The organism is Scytonema hofmannii PCC 7110, from assembly GCF_000346485.2.
Classification (GTDB): domain Bacteria; phylum Cyanobacteriota; class Cyanobacteriia; order Cyanobacteriales; family Nostocaceae; genus Scytonema; species Scytonema hofmannii.
In genome coordinates this window covers 5839084-5863341 of record NZ_KQ976354.1, presented here as the reverse complement: position 1 = coordinate 5863341, position 24258 = coordinate 5839084, and the positions used below count along the sequence as shown (strand labels likewise).

21 protein-coding genes and 2 pseudogenes are annotated in these 24258 nt (G+C 45.2%); 1 reads left to right on the top strand and 22 read right to left on the bottom strand.

Features of this window, described 5'->3' with window-relative positions; genetic code table 11:
* Nucleotides 1-50 precede the first annotated feature (50 nt).
* The 17 genes and pseudogenes from WA1_RS53165 to WA1_RS24280 all read right to left on the bottom strand — a co-directional run.
* Nucleotides 51-2414, bottom strand: a pseudogene (locus WA1_RS53165) (AAA family ATPase); the annotation flags it as partial.
* 108 nt (nucleotides 2415-2522) lie between these two features.
* On the bottom strand, nucleotides 2523-3248 hold the full coding sequence (locus tag WA1_RS24345; protein ID WP_017739925.1) for an alpha/beta fold hydrolase: 726 nt from the start codon (nucleotides 3246-3248) through the stop codon (nucleotides 2523-2525).
* Nucleotides 3249-3418: 170 nt separating this feature from the next.
* The gene (locus tag WA1_RS24340) at nucleotides 3419-3802 is read right to left on the bottom strand and encodes an SDR family NAD(P)-dependent oxidoreductase (RefSeq protein ID WP_066613006.1); all 384 of its coding nucleotides are present in this window, start codon (nucleotides 3800-3802) and stop codon (nucleotides 3419-3421) included.
* Nucleotides 3803-4041: 239 nt separating this feature from the next.
* Complete coding sequence (locus tag WA1_RS24335; RefSeq protein ID WP_017739927.1) at nucleotides 4042-4635, bottom strand: ester cyclase; 594 nt, start codon at nucleotides 4633-4635, stop codon at nucleotides 4042-4044.
* Nucleotides 4636-4719: 84 nt separating this feature from the next.
* Nucleotides 4720-5736, bottom strand: a complete 1017-nt coding sequence (locus WA1_RS24330) for an NADP-dependent oxidoreductase (RefSeq protein ID WP_017739928.1) — start codon at nucleotides 5734-5736, stop codon at nucleotides 4720-4722.
* A gap of 59 nt (nucleotides 5737-5795) precedes the next feature.
* On the bottom strand, nucleotides 5796-6335 hold the full coding sequence (locus WA1_RS24325) for an SDR family oxidoreductase (protein WP_272819217.1): 540 nt from the start codon (nucleotides 6333-6335) through the stop codon (nucleotides 5796-5798).
* On the bottom strand, nucleotides 6289-6477 hold the full coding sequence (locus WA1_RS60170; RefSeq protein WP_272819216.1) for a hypothetical protein: 189 nt from the start codon (nucleotides 6475-6477) through the stop codon (nucleotides 6289-6291). The genes WA1_RS24325 and WA1_RS60170 overlap by 47 nt, the downstream gene beginning before the upstream one ends.
* Nucleotides 6464-6889 carry a dioxygenase gene (locus WA1_RS24320; RefSeq protein WP_081403141.1) on the bottom strand — a complete coding sequence of 142 codons (426 nt, stop codon included), beginning with the start codon at nucleotides 6887-6889 and terminating at the stop codon, nucleotides 6464-6466. The genes WA1_RS60170 and WA1_RS24320 overlap by 14 nt, the downstream gene beginning before the upstream one ends.
* 41 nt (nucleotides 6890-6930) lie before the next feature.
* Entirely contained in the window at nucleotides 6931-7200 is a 270-nt protein-coding gene (locus WA1_RS55300; protein WP_148662755.1) for a hypothetical protein, read from the bottom strand.
* A gap of 36 nt (nucleotides 7201-7236) precedes the next feature.
* The gene (locus WA1_RS24315; protein WP_033334475.1) at nucleotides 7237-8121 is read right to left on the bottom strand and encodes an NmrA family NAD(P)-binding protein; all 885 of its coding nucleotides are present in this window, start codon (nucleotides 8119-8121) and stop codon (nucleotides 7237-7239) included.
* Between the two features lie 19 nt (nucleotides 8122-8140).
* Nucleotides 8141-8596, bottom strand: a complete 456-nt coding sequence (locus tag WA1_RS24310; protein ID WP_017739932.1) for a nuclear transport factor 2 family protein — start codon at nucleotides 8594-8596, stop codon at nucleotides 8141-8143.
* A gap of 183 nt (nucleotides 8597-8779) precedes the next feature.
* Nucleotides 8780-9550 carry a nuclear transport factor 2 family protein gene (locus tag WA1_RS24305; RefSeq protein WP_017739934.1) on the bottom strand — a complete coding sequence of 257 codons (771 nt, stop codon included), beginning with the start codon at nucleotides 9548-9550 and terminating at the stop codon, nucleotides 8780-8782.
* Nucleotides 9551-9585: 35 nt separating this feature from the next.
* On the bottom strand, nucleotides 9586-10143 hold the full coding sequence (locus tag WA1_RS24300) for a DsbA family protein (protein WP_017739935.1): 558 nt from the start codon (nucleotides 10141-10143) through the stop codon (nucleotides 9586-9588).
* Nucleotides 10144-10366: 223 nt separating this feature from the next.
* Nucleotides 10367-11024: pseudogene (locus WA1_RS24295) on the bottom strand (response regulator).
* A gap of 8 nt (nucleotides 11025-11032) precedes the next feature.
* Nucleotides 11033-17743: a PAS domain S-box protein gene (locus tag WA1_RS24290; RefSeq protein WP_066613004.1), complete on the bottom strand. Its 6711-nt coding sequence runs from the start codon at nucleotides 17741-17743 to the stop codon at nucleotides 11033-11035.
* 200 nt (nucleotides 17744-17943) lie between these two features.
* Nucleotides 17944-18438 carry a DUF5915 domain-containing protein gene (locus WA1_RS24285; RefSeq protein WP_272819215.1) on the bottom strand — a complete coding sequence of 165 codons (495 nt, stop codon included), beginning with the start codon at nucleotides 18436-18438 and terminating at the stop codon, nucleotides 17944-17946.
* Entirely contained in the window at nucleotides 18323-19645 is a 1323-nt protein-coding gene (locus WA1_RS24280; protein ID WP_017739939.1) for a hypothetical protein, read from the bottom strand. Before WA1_RS24280 ends, WA1_RS24285 begins: the two co-directional genes overlap by 116 nt.
* 61 nt (nucleotides 19646-19706) lie before the next feature.
* Here WA1_RS24280 and WA1_RS24275 point away from each other — a divergent pair, with 61 nt between their 5' ends.
* The gene (locus tag WA1_RS24275; protein ID WP_017739940.1) at nucleotides 19707-19841 is read left to right on the top strand and encodes a hypothetical protein; all 135 of its coding nucleotides are present in this window, start codon (nucleotides 19707-19709) and stop codon (nucleotides 19839-19841) included.
* Between the two features lie 103 nt (nucleotides 19842-19944).
* Here WA1_RS24275 and WA1_RS24270 read toward each other — a convergent pair whose 3' ends face one another.
* From WA1_RS24270 to WA1_RS24250, 5 genes are all read right to left on the bottom strand, one after another.
* A complete protein-coding gene (locus WA1_RS24270; protein WP_017739941.1) occupies nucleotides 19945-20616 on the bottom strand; it encodes a glutathione S-transferase in 672 nt (223 codons plus the stop codon).
* 146 nt (nucleotides 20617-20762) lie between these two features.
* Nucleotides 20763-22121 (bottom strand): ScyD/ScyE family protein, encoded by a 1359-nt coding sequence (locus tag WA1_RS24265; protein WP_017739942.1) that lies wholly within the window; start codon nucleotides 22119-22121, stop codon nucleotides 20763-20765.
* Nucleotides 22111-22332, bottom strand: coding sequence for a hypothetical protein (locus tag WA1_RS24260; RefSeq protein ID WP_017739943.1), 222 nt, complete (start codon nucleotides 22330-22332; stop codon nucleotides 22111-22113). The genes WA1_RS24265 and WA1_RS24260 overlap by 11 nt, the downstream gene beginning before the upstream one ends.
* Nucleotides 22333-22495: 163 nt before the next feature.
* Entirely contained in the window at nucleotides 22496-23650 is a 1155-nt protein-coding gene (locus WA1_RS24255; protein ID WP_017739944.1) for an FAD-dependent oxidoreductase, read from the bottom strand.
* Nucleotides 23651-23697: 47 nt separating this feature from the next.
* Entirely contained in the window at nucleotides 23698-24162 is a 465-nt protein-coding gene (locus WA1_RS24250) for a cupin domain-containing protein (protein WP_017739945.1), read from the bottom strand.
* Nucleotides 24163-24258 lie beyond the last annotated feature (96 nt).

Genomic DNA, 24258 nt, shown 5'->3' with positions numbered 1-24258 from the left:
AATTAATTTAGTAAATAGGTATTGAAGAACCAAAATTACTCAAGGAAAAATTAAGTTGTTTCAACCTTTGAGTAATTGTGCTGAATAATGTTTTGAATTTGGTGTGGCGTTTGAATCTGGAAATTATGAAAATAGGTTTCTAATTTCTCTCGTACTTGTTGAATATTTAAGCCAATTGGCAGATGATGTAAAAGTTTAAGTCTAACTAGATGAATAATATATTCTGCTAATTTAAAATTTGGAGAATAGGCAGGAGTATGAATAAACTCTACAGTAATTTGGTCATGAATCTTTAAATTTATTAGATGCAATTGGAGTTGATTTTTCATTTTTTGTTTATGGGTAGAATTATTATCCAAAATGACACTGAGTTTTTTGACTCCTTGTTTAACACAGTCGTTAGTAAGTAAAGCACATTTAATAGATACATCCTCTGTTTTGGATTTTTCTGTTAATTCTAAGTATTCTTCACCTGTTACAGCATCTACTGCAATCATTCCGTTTAGTTTATTTCTACGTCCTTTTTCATTACTCGGTACCTGAGGACGTTCACCGACGAAAAACGAGTGATAACATGCAATATATGCAGCATAGCTAGCATATTCAAATTCTCCGGTTTCCACACCTCTTTGATAAGCATCAACTAGAATTGGTATCGTCTCCCTAAAATGTACCTTCCAGTACATGATGTTGATACCAAATACCGCCTGTGCTTCAGCATTCCCTTTTTTGGTATTCAATTGTTCTGCCAAGCCCAGAGCCAATTTGCCAAATTTATAGCCAAGTTCAATATCTTGAACAATTCCACATAGAACAACTCCGTAGGAAGCATAACTGTGCGGTGTCCAGGTATCATTGCCGTAATTGATCGATAAATTTACAGTTTCTAAATTAAATTCAGAGCCAACACAAGCGGCTAAGCAAAGAATTTGCCGGATTTCTTCTGGCAGTTTCTTCAGCTTGAGTAGCAGCAACTCTACCACATTATCAGCAATATCTTGGGCTTCAATCTGGGCTATGTCCCACTGCCAGCATAAGTGTTCCCCATCAAAAGAAAACAGATTTTCGCTATGGAGCATTCGCAAAAATTCATTGACAAAGAAGGGATTACCCTCGGTTTTACGTAAGACTAATTGGGTGAGGGAACGAACGGTGTCAATCTTGCAATGTAGCGTCTCGGCAATCAATTGGCTCAACGGTTCGGGTGTTAAGGGTGCTAAAATAAGCTCCTGAAGCACTGCTCCTTGTTTTCTGAGTTTCTCCACCGTCAATGCCAATGGATGCGTGAGAGTTACTTCATTATCTCGGTAGGCTCCCATCAAAAATAGATATTGGGTTTGCTCGTCGAGTAATATTAACTCGATTAACTTCAGCGTTGCGGAGTCGATCCACTGTAAATCGTCTAAGAAGATGACCAGGGGATGTTCTTTTGAACAAAACACCCGCACAAAATTTTGAAAGACTGAATTGAAGCGATTTTGAGCTTGGGTTGCTCCAACAGAGGGTACGGGTGGCTGCTTGCCAATAATTAGCTCAACTTCTGGGATCGCATCAATGATGATTTGTCCGTTGCTTCCCAATGCCGTCAGCAGACGATTGCGCCACTTTTGCACTTGCTCGTCTGGTTCCCCTAGTAGTTGTTGTACCAATTTTTTTAGAGCATCGGCGATGGCGCTGTAGGGAATATTACGCCCAAATTGGTCAAACTTACCCCAAATAAAATAGCCGTGCTTTGCCGTGATGGGTTGATAAAGTTCTTGCACCAATGCTGATTTGCCCATTCCCGCGTCACCAGAAACCAACATCATTTCGACGTTGAATTGAGCATTTTCTCGCTCTCCCCTGGCGGCTACTCTGTCAAATGCCGCTAATAATGCGCCAATTTCTGTTTCTCGTCCGTACAGTTTTTGGGGAATTTGAAATTGCTGGGAAATATCTTGAAGACCTAATTGGATGCCATCGATTTGACCAATTTCTGCTAGTTGCTGGGCGCAGCGTTCTAAATCGGCTTTGATCCCCCAGGCACTCTGATAGCGCTCCTCGGCATTTTTCGCCATCAGTTTCAAAATGATCTCGGAAACAGGTTTGGGAATCTTTGAATTCAGTTCGTGCGGGGAAACGGGCGGTTTGGCAATCTGGCAATGAACTAGTTCTAGGATGTCGCTGGTGGGAAACGGCAACTGTCCGGTCAAAAGTTCGTAGAATGTTGCACCCAGCGAGTAAAAATCGCTGCGGTAGTCGAGCATCCGGTTCATCCGCCCAGTTTGCTCTGGAGATAAGTAGGCAAGGGTTCCTTCTAGAAGATGAAGACTTTTAAATGTTGGATTGGTGCCACTGAATCGAGTGGCAATCCCAAAATCAATCATTTTGACAACGCCAGTCTTTGGATTCAGGACGATGTTGCTAGGATTGAGTCTTTGCTGATTGCTGTTCGATGTATCTAAAGTGTAGTGAGTCGAAGTACCTGATTGCTTTCAGATTCTTACGATGATTTGTCAGATATCTGTGATGAAGTTTCGCAGCTAGTCGCGCCCTGCGACAATAATCTTTTCTGCTAGACCGACTGGATTAGAAAACATCACCTCATGACCACCCGGCATTTGCACCAACCGAAATAGTCCCAAGCGGCTAGACATCTTGGGATGCCAACCCCACTCGCCTTGGGGCAATGCGGTGTCTTCAGTACAGTAGAGGTAACTCTTGGGAATGGACAGCGAGTAAAACTGCTTCAGATCTAATTTGTCAATAAACGGTTGATACGGTTCAGGTGACAATTGTGTATAACTCAATTTCGCTAGGTCGAGGTCAGCATCGTTGAGGAATGTTTCTCGCCAAATCTCAAAAGGCATCGTTATCGTATTATCGTCCGATTCTCTCGCTAGCCTGTCGAATAACGCTTGAGAGTCGGGTGGGATGTTATCTCTGAGGCTCTCACCATCATTCAGGACAAAGGCATTCAAGAAGATTAGCCGTTGAATTCGAGTGCTAATTGCTTTAGCAACTTTCATAGTAATTGTGCCGCCGAAACTATGCCCTAGTAAAACAATATCGATTAAGTCTTTATCAACAATGTAATCGACAATCGACTGTGTACATTGAGCATGGTTGACGTTTTTATTCACGCCTTTACCATGACCCGCGATCGTGGGTGCAAAAGCCTGATGCCCTTTTGCTTCTAAATGTTGAATAACCGCGTTCCAAGCAGAGCCATCGTGCCATGAGCCGTGAACCAAGACAAAAGTTGACATAGAATTGCTCCTTGAGATGGGTATGAAAATCAAGTCCGTCTGTTCTTTGTTGAACTGAGCGTAGAGCGTCGTAAATGGATTGTCCCCTCACATCATTGCCAGATAGAAGCATTAAACCCAAAATTCAAACTCTGTGGCTATCCACTACACCACAGGGTGAACTGCTGTCATTACCAGTGGTTAACCAAATCTTGAATTTTAGATTCAGCTTCACTTAATCCTTGTTGTCGTGCCTCGTCTCCCAAATCCAGCCCATTTGCATGGATAAATTGGATGTCTGTCACTCCTATATATTGAAAAGCGTAACGCAAAGCAGGTTCTTGACAATCCCATCCTTCATAAAGCGAACCTGTCTCGTAAGTAACTCCTCGTGCGGTGATAAATAGCACCTTCTTGTCTGCAGCCAGCCCTTTAATAAATGTTTCTTCACCTTTTGCTTCACGTCTGCCGGAGAAGACTACTTTTGCACCCGCAGCACCGAATGCGATCGCGGTAGCTCGACCAATACCCGATGTTCCTCCCGTCACTAAAGCCACCTTATCTTTCAACATCATGATAATTACCTCTTGCTGTGAACGGTTATGTCACTTATAGCAAAAACTCAATAAGCAGCAATACTTGTAAGAGCCAGCAATAAGAAGCGCCTTAATATACAACCAGGATGAGTAACGTCCTGGTTGCAAAATGGCGGATTTGGGCATTGATGGTTGCTGGCTCCTACAATTAGAACCTATCTAAAAACCCGTCTGGGGTTTTGAATTTTAACAACTCTAGCGAGTTTTCAGACAGGCATTTAGTGGCGATCTCCAGCACGATCGATCAGTGCGTTTGAGGGCAAGCTCGGATTGAGTACCTTGCGCGCACTGTCAACTCCTACAACGGGCAGCGTACCCGGATCGAGCATGCCGAGTTGAACCAATACACTCGCCTGATCCCAATAGATGTGTTCATGGGCTAGCTTGCCATCACGGAACTGGACAATCGCTACCACTGCCACTTCAACTCGTTTCCCTGTCGGAGCAATGCCAGGTAGCATCCAGTCCATCTGGATGCTATGAGTGAACTTAACCAGCATTTCATCAACGAGTTGATTGGTCCCGATCGTGCGCGAGACCGGAGTCAGCTCCATGTCCGGCGGCATCCGTGGAATGAAGTACTTGGAATAAAACTCACGCAGTGCCGATTTCCCTACTCCCCCAGTCATTACCGGAATGTCGTTAACGTAAGCATCCTCAACCATCGTGGCGAGAGTGTCTTCGGTGTTGTGAGTGTCAAACTCAAGCCGCAGATGCTCATCCCAGAGTGCTTGTAAGGCTTCCTGAGCGGGTGTCAGGTTGGGGATTGCCTGTAAATTTGCTTGTTTGTCTACTGTTTGCTCTTTGGTCATGTTAATTCTCCTGGTTCTATGTATCTAAAGTGTGTTGTGTTCTAATGCTTGATTTCTTCCAGATTCTTATGGTTTTCTGAGTCCCTACTCTTCTGAAACTTTAATGATGAGTTTGCCCTGATTCGTACCGTCAAAGAGCTTGTTAATCGCACTGGGAGCATTTTCAAGACCATCGATCACATCGACACGATATTGAATCTTGCCTTGAGCGTACCACTCACCTAAATCTGCTAGAGCTTCCTGGGCGCGATCGAAATAGTCGAGAACAATAAATCCTTCGAGCTTTGCACGCTGAGTCACGATGTTAATAAAATTGTATGGACCTGGCACTGGCTCGGTAGCATTGTACTGAGAGATTAGACCACAAAGGACAATCCGCGCTCGGAGGTTGATGAGGCTTAAGACTGCATCGAGAATTTCACCGCCTACATTCTCGAAGTAAATATCGATCCCGTTCGGGCAATGCTGCTGCAAGCTTTCGAGGACAGATTCAGTTTTATAGTTTATAGCTGCATCGAAGCCAAGCTCGTCTTTAAGCCAGTGACATTTTTCTTCGCTACCCGCAATTCCAATGACGCGACACCCCTTGATTTTTCCGATTTGCCCCACGAGAGAGCCAACGGCTCCTGCTGCTCCAGAAACTACAAGCATTTCACCTGCTTTGGGCTTTCCTATATCTAAAAGACCGAAGTATGCCGTCATACCAATAAAGCCAAAAAGTCCCAAGTATGCTGTCAGTGGGACAAACGGGTCTTTTTGGAACTGATTTAGGTCAGTGCCGTCTGCGATCGCATAGTCCTGCCACCCCAGAAACCCCTGAACCAAAGTTCCCTCTGGAAAGTTGGTGTTGCGAGATTGCTCGACGATACCGATACCGAAACCCCGCATCACTTCACCAATGGCTACAGGTGGTAGGTAATTTTCTCCCTCGTTTAACCATCCTCGGTTTGTTGGATCGAGAGACAGATAAATGTTGCGAACGAGGATTTGTCCTTCTTCTAAAGAGGGTACAAGTTCCTGTTTCCATTCAAAATTCGATTCGGCGATCGCACCTACAGGTCGCGTAGCGAGACACCATTGCCGATTTACCTTTGTTGTCATTTAAAATTCCTCCTGCATTTCCATAATTGCTAAAACTCTGAACATGATGATTTTTCCTTTTAGCCCACTGTGACTCCACCATCGATCGCCAAAGGTTGTCCGGTAATATAGCTGGCAGCATCAGAACAGAGAAAAACCACCGCTTGAGCAATTTCTTCTACCTGACCGATGCGTCCCATTGGAACCATAGCTGTGAGATCATCAGCCGCGATACCCAGTTTGTCAATGCTACGATACATCATCTCAGTCGCAATAGGACCAGGATTGACGACATTAATCCGAATTCCCTGTTTGGCATAGTCAAGAGCAGCAGCGCGAGTCAGCCCCACCACCGCATGTTTGCTGGCAATGTAAGGAGATGCTCCTGGATATCCAATTAAACCAGCCACTGACGAAGTATTTACGATCGCACTTGCTCCTTGGTTCAGCATTTGTTGGATTTCATATTTCATGCACAAGAACAGCCCTCGCACATTAATCGACATTAGTGTGTCAAAATTCTCAATGGATTGTTCGTGAAGGGGTTTGCCAGAAGTATCGATCGCAGCATTGTTAAAGGCACAATCGAGTCTGCCATAAGTCGCGTTCGCGAAGCGCAAGCTGTACCCAGCTTATCGTTTTCTCTACCAAAGCTTGAACCTCTGCTTCACTGGATACATCCGATCGCACAAACAAGCACTCTGCTCCGCCAGAGCGAATTAGCGCCGCAGTTTCTTCACCTTCTGCTTCACGTCTGCCCATTCACATCTAACACTCGACCTGAAAGAAGCAGGGCTTCACCTTCTGGATCGATGCCAATGCGATCGCCCAACTTGCGCTGAGGGGCATTAGGTACGTAGAGAGGTCCTTGCAAATTGGCTTCTGTCACACTATCGTTGGAGTCTTGCAGCAATTCCACCAGCATCGAAATGCCCAGCAAATCAGTGAGTACCTGAATCTCCCCGTCTGGGATGACTTGCGTGTGTCGGCTGACGCGATTGAGGAAATCACGCCCCTGCTGCAACTCTGGCTCAGTCAAATTTACTTCGCGGACAAAAGCATGGAGATGCTTCACCAGACTTGTGTAAATTTCGTACAGGCGCGGATGAGTTTTACCGCCGTCTCCGTGGTCAATAACGGCTTGCGTGATATTGTCGATTGTAATGGTTTGCATAATTGAATTCTTTTTTCCAGTTGATGTGAATAGCAAATTGGTCACAAGAAGCGCGAACTGCTGGGATTTCTCAAGCAATCCTGTCTCCATTGAGAACCTTCGGTGTAGCCTCTCCGGTAATACAGTAAAATGCTGAACAACCCGTGTTGCAGGGGAGAGAGATGCTTCAAGGAACCATTTTTCCAGCCGATGCAGTAGAGATTGTATAAGCATCCCATTCGTTGAACATCCATAGCACAACTCCAATTATTGATTTCCAGACGTGTGTTGTCATTGAGCGATCGCAGAACTACTGCTCGATCGGATTTCAATGGTGTTTGCGAATTTGTTTCAGCGTCAGTAGAATGTTAAGTCAGAGTGTGTTTGAGAAGTTTATGGGTTACAAACTGCTCAAATGTTGTTGTTGTAATTGCTTCAGGTGTTCGTGCAGTCGCATAGATACCATCCGGATCGCCAAGGGCACGAAACAAATTTCCTAACTCTTGTTGGACATTCGGGGTTGCTCCGAGTAGTGCAAGTTGCTGTTGAACTGATTCAACCGTTACCTGCACATAGTCAATTGAACGATTCAGAACTTGCGAAAGAATGGCAGTGACTTCAGAGAGCGTTAGATTTTCTGGCCCCATGAGATTCCGAGTCCATTGTCCTGACCAGCAGTCATCAAGTAAATATTTTGCAGTTTCATCCCCAATGTCATCGGTACTGATCCAGGGAATATCATGATTGCTGGCATAGGGAAAATAAACGGCGCTGTCTTGCTGAATAAACTTGACTTGCTCTAGAAAATTCTCCATGAAATAGCCAGGACGCAGATGCAGCACATTCGAGCCAGTTTGGTTGAAGATCGATTCAACGTTTCCAACAAATGTGACTGTACCCAAATCTGGCCCTGCACCTGCACCGAGTCCAGAAATGTTGACCACTCTTTTAATCTTGTTTTCACGCACTGCGCTAGCTCCAGCCATTGCCGTTTGGATATACCAGTCGCGTAAGCTGGGTGCATTCAGTTTTGGTGGAGTTAGCCAAAACAAAGCCTCTGCATTTTGTGTTGCCTCGATTAATCCGCTTGTATCATCACTGCTGATTGGCTTTACTGTGGCACCTTGAGCCACTTGTGCAGCTAGCTTCTCTGGCTGTCGTGTCAGAAGAATAGTCTCGACTCCAGCCTGAACCACCTTTTCTGCGGTGCGTCGTCCAATATTGCCGGAGGCAGCAGCAATTACAATTTTCATGCTTTTTTGCATCCTCGCTTTACTCCGGGCTATCTGCATTGAAAGATTGACGCAAATTTTGTGTGCCACCCCATGCTTCAAGAGCGGCAACAGGATTCCAGTATTCGCGGTAGTGAATGATCTTGCCTTCCTTTGTTTCCAGCCGAATTACATAATCTTGTTGATAATGACGACCTGTAGAAACAATAACGGCTTCTCCATGAACCTCAGCAAATAAAACATTGGAATTTGACGTTGGATAAATTTGAACGTTGCTAAATACCAAGTCTTGCATCTGTGCTGGCACGTCTTTCATGTAGTTGTAAATAGCTTGTTTGCCTTCTAATCGTCCTGGTGTCGTGGAAGCATAGGGAAATTCAACGACTGCATCTTCAGCAAACAAATCTACCCAAGCTGGAATATCCTTGCCCACAAGTGCCAAATGAGCGGCAAAAGCTTCTGTCGTCTGTTGCTCTCGATCTAGTATTGGTTGCATTGGATTCTCCTTGTTCTATCTGTTTGGAGTATACTAATACCAATTCGTAATTCGCGTCAAATGACTTTGACTGGAAAAACCTACTTGTAAGGCAATGTCTGCAATCAGCGAAGCTTCAATCTTTTTCATTTTCTTCTCCTGAAATGATATCACTATTTGACACAATCACTCAGACTACACGCCCTAGAATTTGCCATTAGAGTTCTTCCATGTATCGCAAGGGGGTATTGTTTCAAAAACCTCCCAATGTTCAGCGATTTTATCGTTTGCAAGACGATATAGATCGTAAAAAGCAGCAGGTTTGTTCTTGAAAATGCCCTCACTAATGACCAGCACCATATTGCCCTCACCCAGTAGCAAATGCATACGCTGGTAAGCCGTTTCGCCGTCAGCTTGCCAAGCTTTCACCATCGCCTCGAAGGACTGCACACCGTCGCCATAATATGGGCTGTGTTGAACTAATGCACCATCCGCGAAATAGTTGGAGAGTGAGGAAAGTTCTCCGTCAATAAGAATCTTCTTGGTAAATTCGTAGACCAGAGCTTTGTTGCTTTGGGTGCGCTCCAAATCGAAAACCTCGGTTGCACCATCAGTCATCGAGCGTCCGCTCACATTCTTTTCAGTAGGAGTAGGGCAAAGATTATCCCAGTGTTCTACAATGCGGTCATCTTCCCAACGATGAATTTCAAAGCCGACCATCGAACCCCAATCACCGAGAATATAATCGGCATGAAGTACGCTGTAATCACCATCCTCGATCGCACGACAAACGGTTACTTTAGTACAATCGGCGGGCAGATCGTCCATAAACTGAAGAATCGGGCCAAGTCCATCTTCCAGACCGACGTTGTGCTGAATATACTTTCGTGAATCGAAGTATGAGATCGGAAACTTTTCTCGTGTTTCGAGGCTTTTCTGAATCATGGTACTACGAGCTTTTTTTGAGAGTTCCATTATCTGTTTTTTGTAAAAATCGAGGAGTAGGAGACTTAATGACTTGCAGCAACAATGGCTGCCATCAATTGCGCCTTGTTCCAGCGTCCGGTATAGCGAATTCTATTGATAAACAGGGCTGGAGCAATAGTTACTCCACTGCGTAATCCACTCTCGATATCTTCATTGATGCGATCGACATGCGTTTGTTTAGACAGATGTTGCAAAAATTGGGAAATATCCAGTCCGAGACGATCGGCATACTCGACAAGATAGCCGTTTCCCAACGCTGGTTGATGGTCGAACAAAGTATCGTGCATCTGCCAAAACTGACCTTGAGCGGCGGCGGCTTGTGCTGCTTGAGCCGCACGTTGAGCCTGAGCATGAATCTGGATCTGTGGAAAATGACGGAAGATGAAACATAAATAGTCCTCTCCAAAAGAAACATGAAGCTCTCGCTGGATGGCTTTAATCAGCCTGTAAACATCCGCACTTTTAGAACATTGATAGTCCCCATACATCACCAGCACCACGGCAGCACTTAGCACACCTTGAATACGATCTTGGGTTGAAGCTGGCACAAGTAAGGAACTGTGGCTACGATCGTCGCTCATCTTTCTACGTTTGTACAAGCAAACAGGAACCTTGCAATTAAGTTGCTCAGTCAATTTACTCCATCGCGATTTACATAAGTTCAATATATGCAATTAACTTTAACTTGTCGTCTACAATCAGTTAAATTTTTTACACTATAAATCGATGGAGCAACCGTTCTATCCCGAAATAGAAGGTTAGCTCTAACTCAAGTTAGAATCCGAATTCAATCGCAAGTACACCCTATAAACTGACAATGCCGCGTTTAATCGCAACAATCACAGCTTGGGTGCGTTCGCGAAGCGCAAGCTGTACCCAGCTTATCGCTCACATCTAACTTATTCAAAATCCGATTCACATGAGATTTAACAGTGCCTTCACCGATACTCAAAGCAGCCGCAATATCGGCATTACTCATCCCCTGCGCCATTGAACGGAGTACTGCCAGTTCTCTTTCACTCAGTTCTGGATTGCTAAGGCGCTGTACCAATTTTGCTCCCACATCAGGCGGAATATACTGCTGACCCCGATGAACGGTACGAATGGCACTCAGCAACTCGTCAGGTTCAGTTTCTTTCAACAGGTATCCTTTTGCACCTGCCTGCAATCCCCGATAAATATCTTCGTCACTATCATACGTTGTCAGTACAATAATCCGAGCAGATTTAGCGGTAGCGCGAATTGCACCAATGGCGGCAACTCCTTCAACTTCCGGCATTCGCAAATCCATCAGCGTTACATCTGGTTGGTGTTCTCGAAATAAGGCGATCGCCTGTTCACCATTTTCGGCTTGAGCAATCACCCTCATATCTGGGTCACGGCTAATAATCGTGGCTAATCCTTGCCGAAAAATGGCATGATCGTCCGCAATCAGAACCCGAATTGTCGTGGCTTGGCTCATCGTGTGACTCACTCCCGATTGACGGTGACAATAATCTCTGTTCCTCGCCCGGGTTGACTCCCAATCATCAGTTGTGCGCCGATGCGCTCTGCCCGTTCGCTCATGCCTAATAAGCCAAAACCCTCAGAGGATGGAACGCTCCCAACTCCAAAGCCCTGCCCATTGTCTTTCACGCGCAAGCAAAACCGATCACGATCGTATACTAGCTCCACCCGAATTTCGTCAGCGTTGGCGTGTCTGATAGCATTGGTTAATGCTTCCTGCCCAATCCGCAGTAGGTTACTCTCTACTTCAGTCGGTAGAGAATATACTGCACCCTCGATCTCATAATATAAAGTTGTATCAGTTGCGGCAGCTCTAGTTTGAGTCACGAGACGATGGAGAGCGCTCTGTAAACTGCCCTCCTCCAAAAGCTGAGGACGGAGCGCTATTACTGATCGCCGCGCTTCACTCAGTCCGGTTCTTGCCAATTCTTTGATCAGGTCGAGATGTGCCTGAGTTGCTTCTAAATCATCCGTTAGCACCTGGTTTGCAGCTCCTACCTGAGCCAGAATGCCTGTAAATGCTTGGGCGAGGGAATCGTGAATTTCGCGTGCCATGCGGTTGCGTTCTTCTAGAATTGAAGTGGCTTCTGCTTGCTTAAGAGCCGTAATATCTCGCGACAGCCAAATCACCTGCTCGTGGCGGATCGGGGCAATGCGAGTCGAAAACCAGGTTTCTCGTCCATTGAGAAACATACTGTACTCGACTGTGAGGATTTGTTGGGTTCTCAGCGCCTGCTGAATATAACTTAGCCATTCGTCGGCTTGTTCCTTACCGAGCTGATGCAGGGTTTTGCCAATCATCTCCTCGACGGGTTGACATTGCAGATGCGGTTCCACTGCGATGGCTTCAACGATTTGCCCTTCAGCAGTCAGTACAAACAGTGGATCGGGAATTGCCGCAATTAAAGTTCGTAGCTTTGTCTCTGAGGCTTTTAGGGCAGCTTCTGCTGATTTGCGTTCGTGTAGCGCAGCTTGCTGTTCGCTAATATCCGCAATCACTCCTTCCATGCATCCATCGGCTGTATTCAGACGGGAGGAGTAAAGTCCCCAAAACAGCGTACCATCCCGTTTTCGCAACTGCACTTCAAAGTTTCGCAGTTCATCATTCCACTTTAGCAATTCAACGGCTTTTTGGCGATCGCTGGAATTTACATAACAGTCTGTAGTCTGTTTCTTCCCAATCATTTCATCGGGTGAATCATAGCCAAATAGATCTGCAAGGCGTTGATTGGCATCGAGAATTAATCCATCCGAGAGGCGTGTGCGAAAGATGCCGACCTGTGAGTTTTCAAAAATATTGCGGAACTTGGCTTCACTACGCTGTAGGGCTGACTCGGCTTGTTTGCGCTGGGTGATGTCATTGCCAACCGATAAAATTTCCACTACCTGTCCCTGTTCATCCAAAATTGCTTGATTTGACCAGGCAACCCAAACTCGCCTGCCATCTCGACACAGGTTTTCATTCTCGGTTTGCAAATAAGATTGCAGGTAAGATTCAGGGTCGTGAAACAAGTTGTGGACGAATTGTTTGAGATCGCGCCCACAGCTATCGATTTCTGGAACGATCGTTTCGAGTAAGGTACGCCCTAAAATCTCATGTTCCTCATAGCCAAAAAATCTTAGCCCGTAATCATTCAAGTATTGAATCCGTCCTTGCATATCAGAGCGGATGATGATTGAATTCGCGGTTTGTATTAAATCGCGATAATTTGCTTCACTTTTCCGTAACGCTGCCGTTTGTTGGGCGACCTGTTGCTCTAAAGTCCGGTTGTAATCGGCTAGCAGTTTCTCGGTTTGTTTGCGCTCGGTAATATCTTGAAAAGCGACGATCGCATAAATGATATTACCCTGTTCGTCATAGACTGGCGTTCCCCACGCCTCAACTGGAATTGTGACATTATTTTGGCGAATTTCCATATCGTCATTTCGAGTGCGCTCACCCCTCAAAGCCCGAACCGCTGGCAATCTCTCTGTGGGATAGAGTTGCTCCCCTCCTGCGGCATAGAACTGATAAGCCTCTGTAATTTGCTCTGGTGCTAGGGAAGGATCGATTTCTTTCCCGATGAGCTGATTGCCACATTGATTGGCATAGTAAGGGCGACCCTCTGCATCTATGATCGCAATTCCCACCGGAATTGCTTCGAGAAACTGAGTCAACTTGCTTTCGTTCGCCCGCAGCTTGGAGTAAAGTCTGGCATTTTCGATCGCGATTGCTGCCTGGGTTGATAAGAGATTCAAGACCTGCATTCGCTCTAGTGTAAATGCTCCAACTGCTAGTTGATTTTCCAGATACAACACGCCAACCAGCTTCGCTTGACTGAGCAATGGCAAACAGAAAATAGATTTGGTTTGGTGCTGTTGAATGTATGGTTCGTGAATAAAATTTCCTTCACGAGTCGCATTATTTAAAATGACAGATTCATGAGTGCGGATAACATAATTAATAATTGTTTTAGGTAAGCGATTTGCTATTGGGAGCGATTGCAGCACTTTTGTAGCACAAACATTTTCACCATCATCCAGTTCAAAAGAAGCCTCGATTGCCCATTCTTCTGCGTTTTCCAGAATTAGATATCCGGTTTGTGCGCCAGCATTTTGAATTAAAACCTGCATTAAGGAACGAAGCAACTGCTCTAGTTCAATTTCACGAGAAATCGCCTGGGATGCTTTCATCACCGCCGCAAGATCTAAAGCGATATCCGAGCGATCAGAAGAATTTCTAGCAGTAGTATGAGTTGAGGTGGAAGCTACCCTAGACGACTGAGCAAAAAATTGCCCATAGCGAGTTTCTAAATCTTTGACCTTTGCCGTTGCGCCCCAGCGTTCGTAGCAGTAGTGGGCTTCTTTCATGTAAGTTTGAGCAAACTTTTCCCGACCTCGCGCTAGGTAATGTTTAGCCGCCAATTCATAAGCTAATGCTTCTTCTTGAATAAACTCATGCTCAGAAGCACCCGCTATAGCTCGTTCATAAAACTCTTCAGCCTCAAAAAATCGCCCTAAAACTCGCGCTTTCTCTGCTTCAACTAAATGGTATTTGTGCAAATAATTCATCGGGGCGTGCTTTGCCCATTTTTGCATCTTTTCTTGGTTGGTGTTAACATGACCCAGCCAAGCTACTTTTTGGGAGTTTGAAGCATCGAGCAATAGGCTCAAAAGTCCCAGAGAATGGTAGAAACTGAATAAAGGGAAAACCGTTATTGCTGTTACCTCTTCAAAATGTTGCCTTGCCGAAACAGCAGTTTGTGCAGCTTGATGATATTCTCCAAATAGATAACACAATATAATTTTGTATAAATAAAACATTTGAATTGCAGTTCCATCTTTAACTGCATTAGCATGTGGTAACGCCTGCTCTTCATGATATACATTACCAATTAAACGGCTGGGATTCTCAGACCTACCTAACAGATTAAGGATTGTCTGCCACAACATTGCAATCCAATTCGAGGGGCTTTCCCGTCTGATTTGACCGATCGCTTTGCTGTATGCTGCCGTATTTTGTTCTAGTTGGGTGAGTTCTTCACCGACAAAAAACGAGCGACAACATACATAATATGCAGCATAGCCAGCGAATTCAAAGTCTCCGGTTTCCACTCCGTTTTGATAAGCATCAACCAGCTTTGGTATTGTTTTTCTAAAATGTACCTTCCAGTGCATAACGTGGGTACTCGATACCATTAATGCTTTAGCATTCCCCTTTTTGGTATTCAATCGTTCTGCCAAGCTAAGAGCTAATTTGCCAAACTTATAACCGAGTTCAATGTCTTGAACGACTCCACATAGAACAAATCCGTAGTTGGCATAACTCATTGGTGACCAAGTAGCGTTACCGTAGTTGATCGACAAATTTACCCTTTTACACACAATCAGTATCAGCAGTGCTGGTGACACTATAAATGCAGCACCCGATATATTCGCCAGGATATAAATTGCTGCTAGCGGTTCTGGAGCAGTCATCTTTGGCAGATTAATTAAGTCTTCAATTTCTCGTCCAGCGAGTATTGCAGATGTTTTCTCCAATTCTCTTTCAACATCTAACTGACTTGGAGTTTCTATTAAGTTTACTTCCAGAAGCTTCAACACTTCCAATCCAATTTTAAGTGCTGATTTCAGGTCGCCCTGTGACAAATATCTTTGAATTCTGCTATCGTAAACCTGCACTTTATCGATCGCTATTTTAGCGTTGTTAAGTACCACTTCTACGAATTGTTCCATCTCATCAAAGCAACCATGAAGATACGCTGCTCCTGCTGCTTCTGAGTACAGCGCCAAGGTGAGGTCATACTCGCTTTGCCAACTTTCTGAATCAAGGAATTTAAGCCCTGTATTGAAATACTGAAGAGCTGCTTCATAAGCCGTTGCTGTCTTTGCTTTCTGACCTGCAATTAAATTCAACTTGGAAATTTCAATTCGTTCTGGTTGAGCAGTGACAAGCTCAATTCCCCGATCGAGGTGATCTACAATTTCAAACAGTCGCTCCAATCGTTGTTCTGGTGAATTTTTTTCAAGTAAATTGCGACCAATTTGGAGATGAACGGCTTGTTTCTGTGACTCGTCAATTAAGGCATAAGCAGCTTGCTGTACGCGATCGTGCAAAAATTTATACTCTTGAACTAACAAGTTTTCATCTAATTCAGATAAAGGTTGAATTAATCCAACTTGGATAGCTGCTAGTAAATCCTGGAAAATCTCTTTCTGTGTTTTTTCACAAACTATCGCTAAAGTTTCTAAATTAAATTCAGAGCCAACACAAGCAGCTAAGCGAAGAATTTGCCGTATCTCTTCTGGCAGTTTCTTCAGCTTGAGTAGCAGCAACTCTACCACATTATCAGCAATATCTTGGGCTTCAATCTGGGCAATGTCCCACTGCCACCCCCCTTTACTTCCCCCCTTACTAAGGGGGGATTGAGGGGGGTCAAATGCCAACAGATTTTCGCCATACAGCATTCTCAAAAATTCATTGACAAAGAAGGGATTACCCTCGGTTTTACGTAATACTAATTGGGTTAGGGAACGAACGGTGTCAATCTTGCAATGTAGCGTCTCGGCAATCAATTGACTCAACGGTTCGGGCGTTAAGGGTGCTAAAATAATCTCCTGAAGCACTGCTCCTTGTTTTCTGAGTTTCTCCAGCGTCAATGCCAATGGATGCGTGAGAGTTACTTCATTATCTCGGTAGGCTCCGATCAAAAATAGATATTGGGTTTGCTCGTCGAGTAATATTAACTCGATTAACTTCAGCGTTGCGGAGTCGATCCACTGTAAATCGTCTAAGAAGATGACCAGGGGATGTTCTTTTGAACAAAACACCCGCACAAAATTTTGAAAGACTGAATTGAAGCGATTTTGAGATTGGGTTGCTCCAACAGAGGGTACGGGTGGCTGTTTGCCAATAATTAGCTCAACTTCTGGGATCGCATCAATGATGATTTGTCCGTTGTTTCCCAATGCCGTCAGCAGACGATTGCGCCACTTTTGCACTTGCTCGTCTGGTTCCCCTAGTAGTTGTTGTACCAATTTTTTTAGAGCATCGGCGATGGCGCTGTAGGGAATATTACGCCCAAATTGGTCAAACTTACCCCAAATAAAATAGCCGTGCTTTGCCGTGATGGGTTTATAGAGTTCTTGCACCAATGCTGATTTGCCAATGCCAGCGTCACCAGAAACCAACATCATTTCGACGTTGAATTGAGCATTTTCTCGCTCTCCCCTTGCGGCTACTCTGTCAAATGCCGCTAATAATGCGCCAATTTCTGTTTCTCGTCCGTACAGTTTTTGGGGAATTTGAAATTGCTGGGAAATATCTTGAAGACCTAATTGGATGCCATCGATTTGACCAATTTCTGCTAGTTGCTGGGCGCAGCGTTCTAAATCGGCTTTGATACCCCAAGCACTCTGATAGCGATCCTCGGCATTTTTCGCCATCAGTTTCAAAATGATCTCGGAAACAGGTTTGGGAATCTTTGAATTCAGTTCGTGCGGGGAAACGGGCGGTTTGGCAATCTGGCAATGAACTAGTTCTAGGATGTCGCTGGTGGGAAACGGCAACTGTCCGGTCAAAAGTTCGTAGAATGTTGCACCCAGCGAGTAAAAATCGCTGCGGTAGTCGAGCATCCGGTTCATACGCCCAGTTTGCTCTGGAGATAAGTAGGCAAGGGTTCCTTCTAGAAGATGAAGACTTTTAAATGTTGGATTGGTGCGGCTGAATCGAGTGGCAATACCAAAATCAATCATTTTGACAACGCCAGTATTTGGATTCAGGACGATGTTGCTAGGATTGATATCTTTATGAATGATATTAGCAGCATGGATTCTGCCCAGAATCTCTGTAATGGCGATCGCCAGCCCAAGAAAATTCGCTAAGGGCATGGGGTAAAAGTCGGAGCGCTGCTGCAAGCGTTCTAAAGACTCGCCGCCAAAGTCTTCTAAAAGGATGACGAGCGTGCGCTGATAGTCCTGCTGGCTGTATGCCTTAACTACGCCTTCGATGTTGAGGGAATGGGTAATTTCATATTCCTGCCTGTAGCGAGTTAATTCCCCAGGAGAGGGATAATCTTGCTTGAGGACTTTAGCGACCACTGCACAGTTATCTTGCTCTCTCATACCCCGATACACAAGAGTTGCCGAACTTTCATAGATTTTGCTTAAGATGGCAGCTCCTGGTAAGGTAATCATTCAACTCTCTCCCAATGAGTGTTATTAACAACTCTAATAACCCAAGTTGCTAGTTATTCATTCAAGCGAGCGCTTTGTACAATAATATCCCCTCCAGGTGTGAAAAACGGAGGGGAATATGCTTAACCCTCTTTTATCACTTTTGGAAGAGAATAATCTGGGATGCTTACAGCGTAGGACTTTTACCAAAAATCTTGATTTCAAGCATTCTGGAACAAAAATAAACGCTCAAATGCTCGCTCTATCCACAGGACAATTTGGCGATTGTCAAGAGTTTCCAGCACTTTCTTAAACGTAGGTAGCAAATGACCGAGCCGCTTGCCCAAAAGTAGCAAATTAGGTTTCACGGTATAATCTACAAAATCTGCCATTACGTCTAAGTATGTCACTGATTTGACATTGAGTTCTTCTTGTAGCAAATCTTCTAAATTTTTCAACCCTATAAGCTCTGCTTCGTTTTGAACCCTTACCAAAACTTCAGCAAAGGGTTGACGTGTCTTGACTCCGGCTGTAGCACGACCAGCCCGTCCTAACTCAACAATTCGTACAAGTGCATTCATGTCACGCATTAGGGAATCATCAATTAGGGCAGAGTCCCACTGAGGCCAAGTTGCTAAATGTACGGTTTCTACTTCGTTTGAAAAAATACTGAGTACTAAGTTTTGATAAATGAACTCGCTGATGAAAGGAGCCATTAACCGTTCCCACAAAATTAGCTCCAGGTTCATAGGACTGGAAATCAAATAACGTCTTTGGGAATTCGTTACTACGCCAAACCGGATTACCCCAAAGGTCAAATCTTGATGTATTACGAGGGTTAACCCTTGTTGTGAGGATGCTGTAATCTTGATAGGCAATCCGGCTGACAAGCTGATAAACTTTTGACTTGAGCCAATAGGCTCGTTTTTGGTTTGAACGACGAGAGTATTTACCACGAACAGGTTTTAAATTGCCCAGATGCTCAAACGCAATCACGCCCGCATCCCAAGTTTTTGCCAACTCAACAATAAGTCTTGCATATGCTCTACTTACCTCAACTTCCCGGTTGTGCAAGTTTTCCCACATCTTTGAACCAAAACCTTTCTCAACAGTACCTGTCTGCTGCATCTTTTGGGCTATTCTTCCTAGTTGTTTCTTCCTACGCTTTGTGTGGCTTGTTTGTTTTATGAAGTGGCGTGCAACCTCAAACACTTCGCCCTTAGCGTCAACTTCTAAGACAGAACATATAGCAATATGACGATCTAAGTCCATATCTATGCCCAAAACTCGGTAGGAGTCTTGGGCCATAATTGTTTTGATTCCTCCCGTTGCCGGAACATACTTTTGTAGTGGAAAAACGATGTATGCCGCATTTCCTTTTACTACTACTGATGGAGAACCTTTTACCCACTCAGCATCTACTAGGGGTGCAAGGTATTGGAATTTAACCCACTTCCACTGACCATTGACTAGTATTTTGAGTAGAATTGACTGCCCGTCATCATCCTTCCATACCCCGGCATCAAAACTGGGAGCGAAGTTGAATGAGCGTGGCTGCACTGGTGGTCTATGTTGTTTTTGTTTTTTGGGACGGTTTAACCACCTTTGATAGTTGCTATTCCAGGACTCCCAAACACCAATAGCAATTCTTATAGCAGCACGACGAAATTGCACGGGATACCCGTCAAAAGGAAGTGGATAAACAGCTTTCTCCCCGAGCGTCAGCTTTTCATAAAAGCGCCATCCTCCATCTTCCTCTCTTGGCAGGTCAATACCTTCCGGATGTGTATTAACTAGTGCAAAGTAGAAACTTACAACTTCGTTAAAAGCTGTCTTGGTTTCGATCAAATCAAATCCATTGCGCTCTAATTTACACTTGACGCTTTTAGTTGCAATGTTGAAACCTTTCTTCTTCTTAAGCACTAATTAATTACCTCCAAAGTTTTTTTGATATGTTTATTAGTCTAGCTATAAATTCTAAATTATGCAATTAGGTAAAGGAAAAAAAAGAGTAAAAAATCAACCAGTTTTTTACGACGAAAAGAAAGAAAAGCATATGGTGGGATTGACCCCTACGGCATGGAGAAAACTTCAAGCGATCGCCATTGAGCCGATCTGAGTGTAAGTGAGTGCCTAGAGCGCATTATTAGACAGATAGACAACGTTTGACTACGTTTGACTCCAATTTTTAGTTATCTGGTGTTACGACTGTCGTATCTGATTTAACTTGCAAGTTTGTAAGCACCACCTCGTTCTAACGCCCGCTGATAAGCCGGACGGGCGTGGATGCGATCAAGAAATTTCATCAGCTTCGGACGGCTGGCATCTAAACCGGCACGTGCAGCGGCTGCTTCGATTGGGAAGCTCATCTGAATATCGGCGGCTGTGAACTCATCACCTGCAAACCAAAGACTTTTTTCAAGTTCTGCCTCCAAGTAATCGAGATGTTGCCTAAGCTGAGGTTCAATCAAAGTCTGCTTGGTGCGGCTCGCGATCTGTCGTGCGATCGGCTTGACGAAAAACGGTAGGGGTTGCTGCTCAATGCGGTCAAAAACCAGTTTCAACAATAAGGGCGGCATGGCGGAACCTTCAGCATAATGCAGCCAATAAGTATAGCGCAATCTCTCTGGCGTACCAGGCAGTGGTGCCAGTCGTCCTTCGCCATAATGCTCAATCAGGTACTCAAGGATGGCTCCAGACTCCGCTAAAGTGAGTGTCCCGTCAGTAATGACTGGCGATTTGCCGAGTGGATGAACCTGACGCAGGGAGGCTGGTGCTAGCAGGGTTTTGGGATCGCGTTGGTAATACTTGATGTCATACTCCAGTCCAAGTTCTTCTAGCAGCCACAAGACACGCTGGGAACGAGAATTATTTAAGTGGTGAACGATAATCATCATTCAACTCCTTTGATGTATCGCGGTATCTCTCATGAAAAATAGCGCCACAACCACCGTGACCTTTTCAATGGTGTAGATGATTTTATACTATTGGATCAAGATCACTGCCTAGATTGTAGGCGTAATTAAATGCGCCTGTGTCGTTAAGCAGATTCGCTTGCGACAATCCACAGTCCGGTCGCACCAGTTGTCGTAGCTTGATCGAGCGGCGATCGATTGGAGAAGGGTGTATTCTGCTCTAAACTCAACCGGAGCACCTCTCCCTGTCCGGCAATAAAGCCTTTGTTAGAAATGTAAAGGTCGCCATCCGCACCGATTGTTAGACCTGTTGGAGAAACTAGTTCATCCGTGATTGTGGTGCGAGTTTTACCATCTGGGGACAAATAGATCAGGGCACCTGCATCACTACCCGTCAAGATGCCATCCGCATCGTATTCCAGAACATACAAACCGCCAGACTTATCAGAGGCGAGATCGACGATATTCGTAAACCCGTCTGCATAGACTTCCGGTTGACCGTCAGCCGCGAGGCGATAAATTTGAGCGGCTCCTGCTGGGAACGGATACCCGGTCAGTTCGCTGACATAGAATGCGCCATCTGCACCTACGGTAACTGCGGTGGGCACAGACTGCTGTTCCACTGATTGTCCTGTAATTGGATCGGTCGCAGTACGAGACGGAAAGACTGTTTCTAGCGTTATTTCACCGCCAAAGGCTCTTTGACTGAGTAAATCATTGCCCCCTGTATCCAGAACATAAACAGTATTGTCCTCAATCAGTAAGTCATAGAGGTTAGTATTAACATCTTGCCCATCGGGATTATTGTTGAGTTCATACGCGCCAAAATCGATCAGTCTTGTCCACGAACTACCCCCGTCAAAGTTATCGATCGCAATCAAGTGACTAAAATCAGGCACCTGAATAATGCTGTCTCGATTGGCGGGATTGCTGGCAAACCCGACGATCGCATAGGCGTTGCCATACGCATCAAACTCAATGTCATGGACACCAGATGCATCTCCGCCATCGGGCAATGCCAGCGAGGGCAGTCCGGTCACAACTCGTTCCACAGTGCCGTCTTGGATTCGGGTAATCGCACCCGTTGCGCCATAGGATAAAACTGCACCCGGTTGACTGGGAGACGGAATACTTGCTCCAGGTCCTCCGCGTCCGGCTTCTGCAACATACAGCGCCCCATCCGAACCAAAGCTCAGCTTACGGGGACCATCTAGACCAGATGCCAGCACCTCAATTTGCGGTTTCTGTGGCGGTTCTCCGGGTTGAGCATTACCAGCCAATGTATCAATCACATCATCTCCGGGCGTACCAAAAAGAACGTCATTATCCAACGTACCTAGAATTCTTGAAGCAACTGTTTCAGCCATAATTTTTTTCCTTTCTTGATTAAGTTGACACGATCGCGAAGCGCAAGCTGTACCCAGCTTATCGCCTTTGGCGCAAGCCGTACCCGGCTTATCGCGATTGCCCAATTTACGATCCAACTACGGACTGCTGATAGTTTGCAAAAAGCCAGTATACTCCGCAACTGCCTCCGCTGCATCCTCCATCAGTAGCAGATGTCCTGCTTTGGTGAGTGGCAATCTCAGACTGCAAATGCGCTTCCCAGAGGTCTTGCAAGACCTGCTGGGTGGGTGTCAGGTTAGGGGTTACCTGCACATTTACTGATTCGTCTCTTGTTTGCTGTTTGACCATGATTGAATTCTCCTACTCGTTCAAACACTTTTCTGACTCTAGAAACTCAAGCTAAAACTAACTTCTGAAATAGGTCTTGATTTCACCTCAACGAATTGGAGAACATTTCTCTAACTTTCGCTGATGAACAATGACGTTGGCTGGTGCTTAACTGCTTTGTCTGTCAATGAGGTGTAGCAGAGTTATAGCTGTAGAGCCATGCTTCAAAGTTATCCTGACTCATCTGGGAAGGCTGCATCATTTTATTGAACAAAGTTTCACTCTCTGGTTGATAAGAGTCACGACCCTGGGTAGCACTGCGATCGTAAATCGCGGTTGTTCGAGGAATCCGACTGGTTTCATAGGCGTGCAGTGCTGTTTCTATATTTGGTGCATTAGCAAAACACTCCGCCAGTTCATAGGCATCTTCAAACGCCATGTTTGCGCCTTGTCCGAGCGAGGGAACAACGGGATGAGCCGCATCCCCCAAAAGCGTTACTCTGCCTTTGCTCCAGTTGTTTAGGGGCGGTCGATCCAAAATCGGTCGCTCTACAATATCCTCCGCAGGTGTTGCTTCAATGATTGCCTCCACAGGCTCTGCCCACCCTGCGAACAGATCTAGAACTCGTGCCTTCGCGTCACTTGCCCGTTGACAAACAGAATCGTCTGTTGATAGCGCCCCTGCACTCCAAAAGATATAACCCTCGCCGACATCGATCAGCAAAATATTTTTGTCATGGAGTGCCGTGATTAAGGTAGCTGCGTCGGGAGGTAGTTGCTTATGGGAATATGGAATAACAGCACGCCAGGACATTCGTCCTGCATAGGTAGGAGTACCGTCTCCAATGAGTTCCTGCCTGACCGCAGAATTAATGCCGTCTGCCCCAATCAGCAAGTCAGCCTGGACGGTTTTTCCATCTTCAAAACGGACTTTAACGCTGTTGTCCTGCTGCTCAAAACCAACACAGCGATGGTGGAGATGAACAATTTCGGGTGGTAGTACTGATGCGAGGATGGCTTGCAGCTTTGACCACTGAATGCTGAGCATGGGCTGACCGTATTGCTGCATCAGCGTCATTGCTTTTGTGGCGATCATCTCTCCAGTGCTACGTTTGAGCGTCAGCGTATTCATTGGGCTGCCTGCGCCGATCAATATCTCAGCTATCCCTGGTTGAACTGTATTGAGGCTATTCAATCCGTTGGGCGTCAAAGACAAACCTGCACCAATTGGTCGCAAAGCTTGTGCTCGCTCATAAACCTGCACGTTGAATCCTTTTTTGAGCAGTGCATTTGCAGTTGCCAACCCGCCAATTCCCCCGCCAATAATCGCAATGTCCATTAGACTCCTTCCTTGATATGTGCTTTCAGTAGTGCGGGTGGTTAATCTTACAGGAGCAGCGCGTCCGATCGCTGCAACACTGCCATATCCTCTTCATCCAGTTCAACCGGTATGCCGGTGCGGATCGGTTCAGCAAAATCCTCGTTGGGAACCATAATGCTAAGCGTATAGAGGCGACCCATCCCCGTGTTTTCAATCACATGAATTCCGGTTGGCGGCACTAGAACGCTGTCTCCGGCGCGAATATTTACGGCTTTGCCGTCACACATTGCTACGCCCTCTCCTTTGAGGACAAAAAACATTTCCACCGCCATTTGATGCCGATTGGGTGGCCTTTTCCCACCGACATCAAAAATTTCAACACAATACGTCAAAGAAGTACTCGTACTCATCGGATCAAACACGAGCGCCAACCGATTCGTAGACTCCGGACTAATACGATAAGCCTGATAATCGTTTGGCGATTTGAACACCGGAATCACACACTTTTTTGTATTTGTAGCAGCATTCATTTGTATTCCTCCATTTGAGAGTGAGAGAATACTAAAATATAATTTCAACATCTCTGGCTTTCAATTAAAACTATCCAAAGTTAGAAAAATTTATAG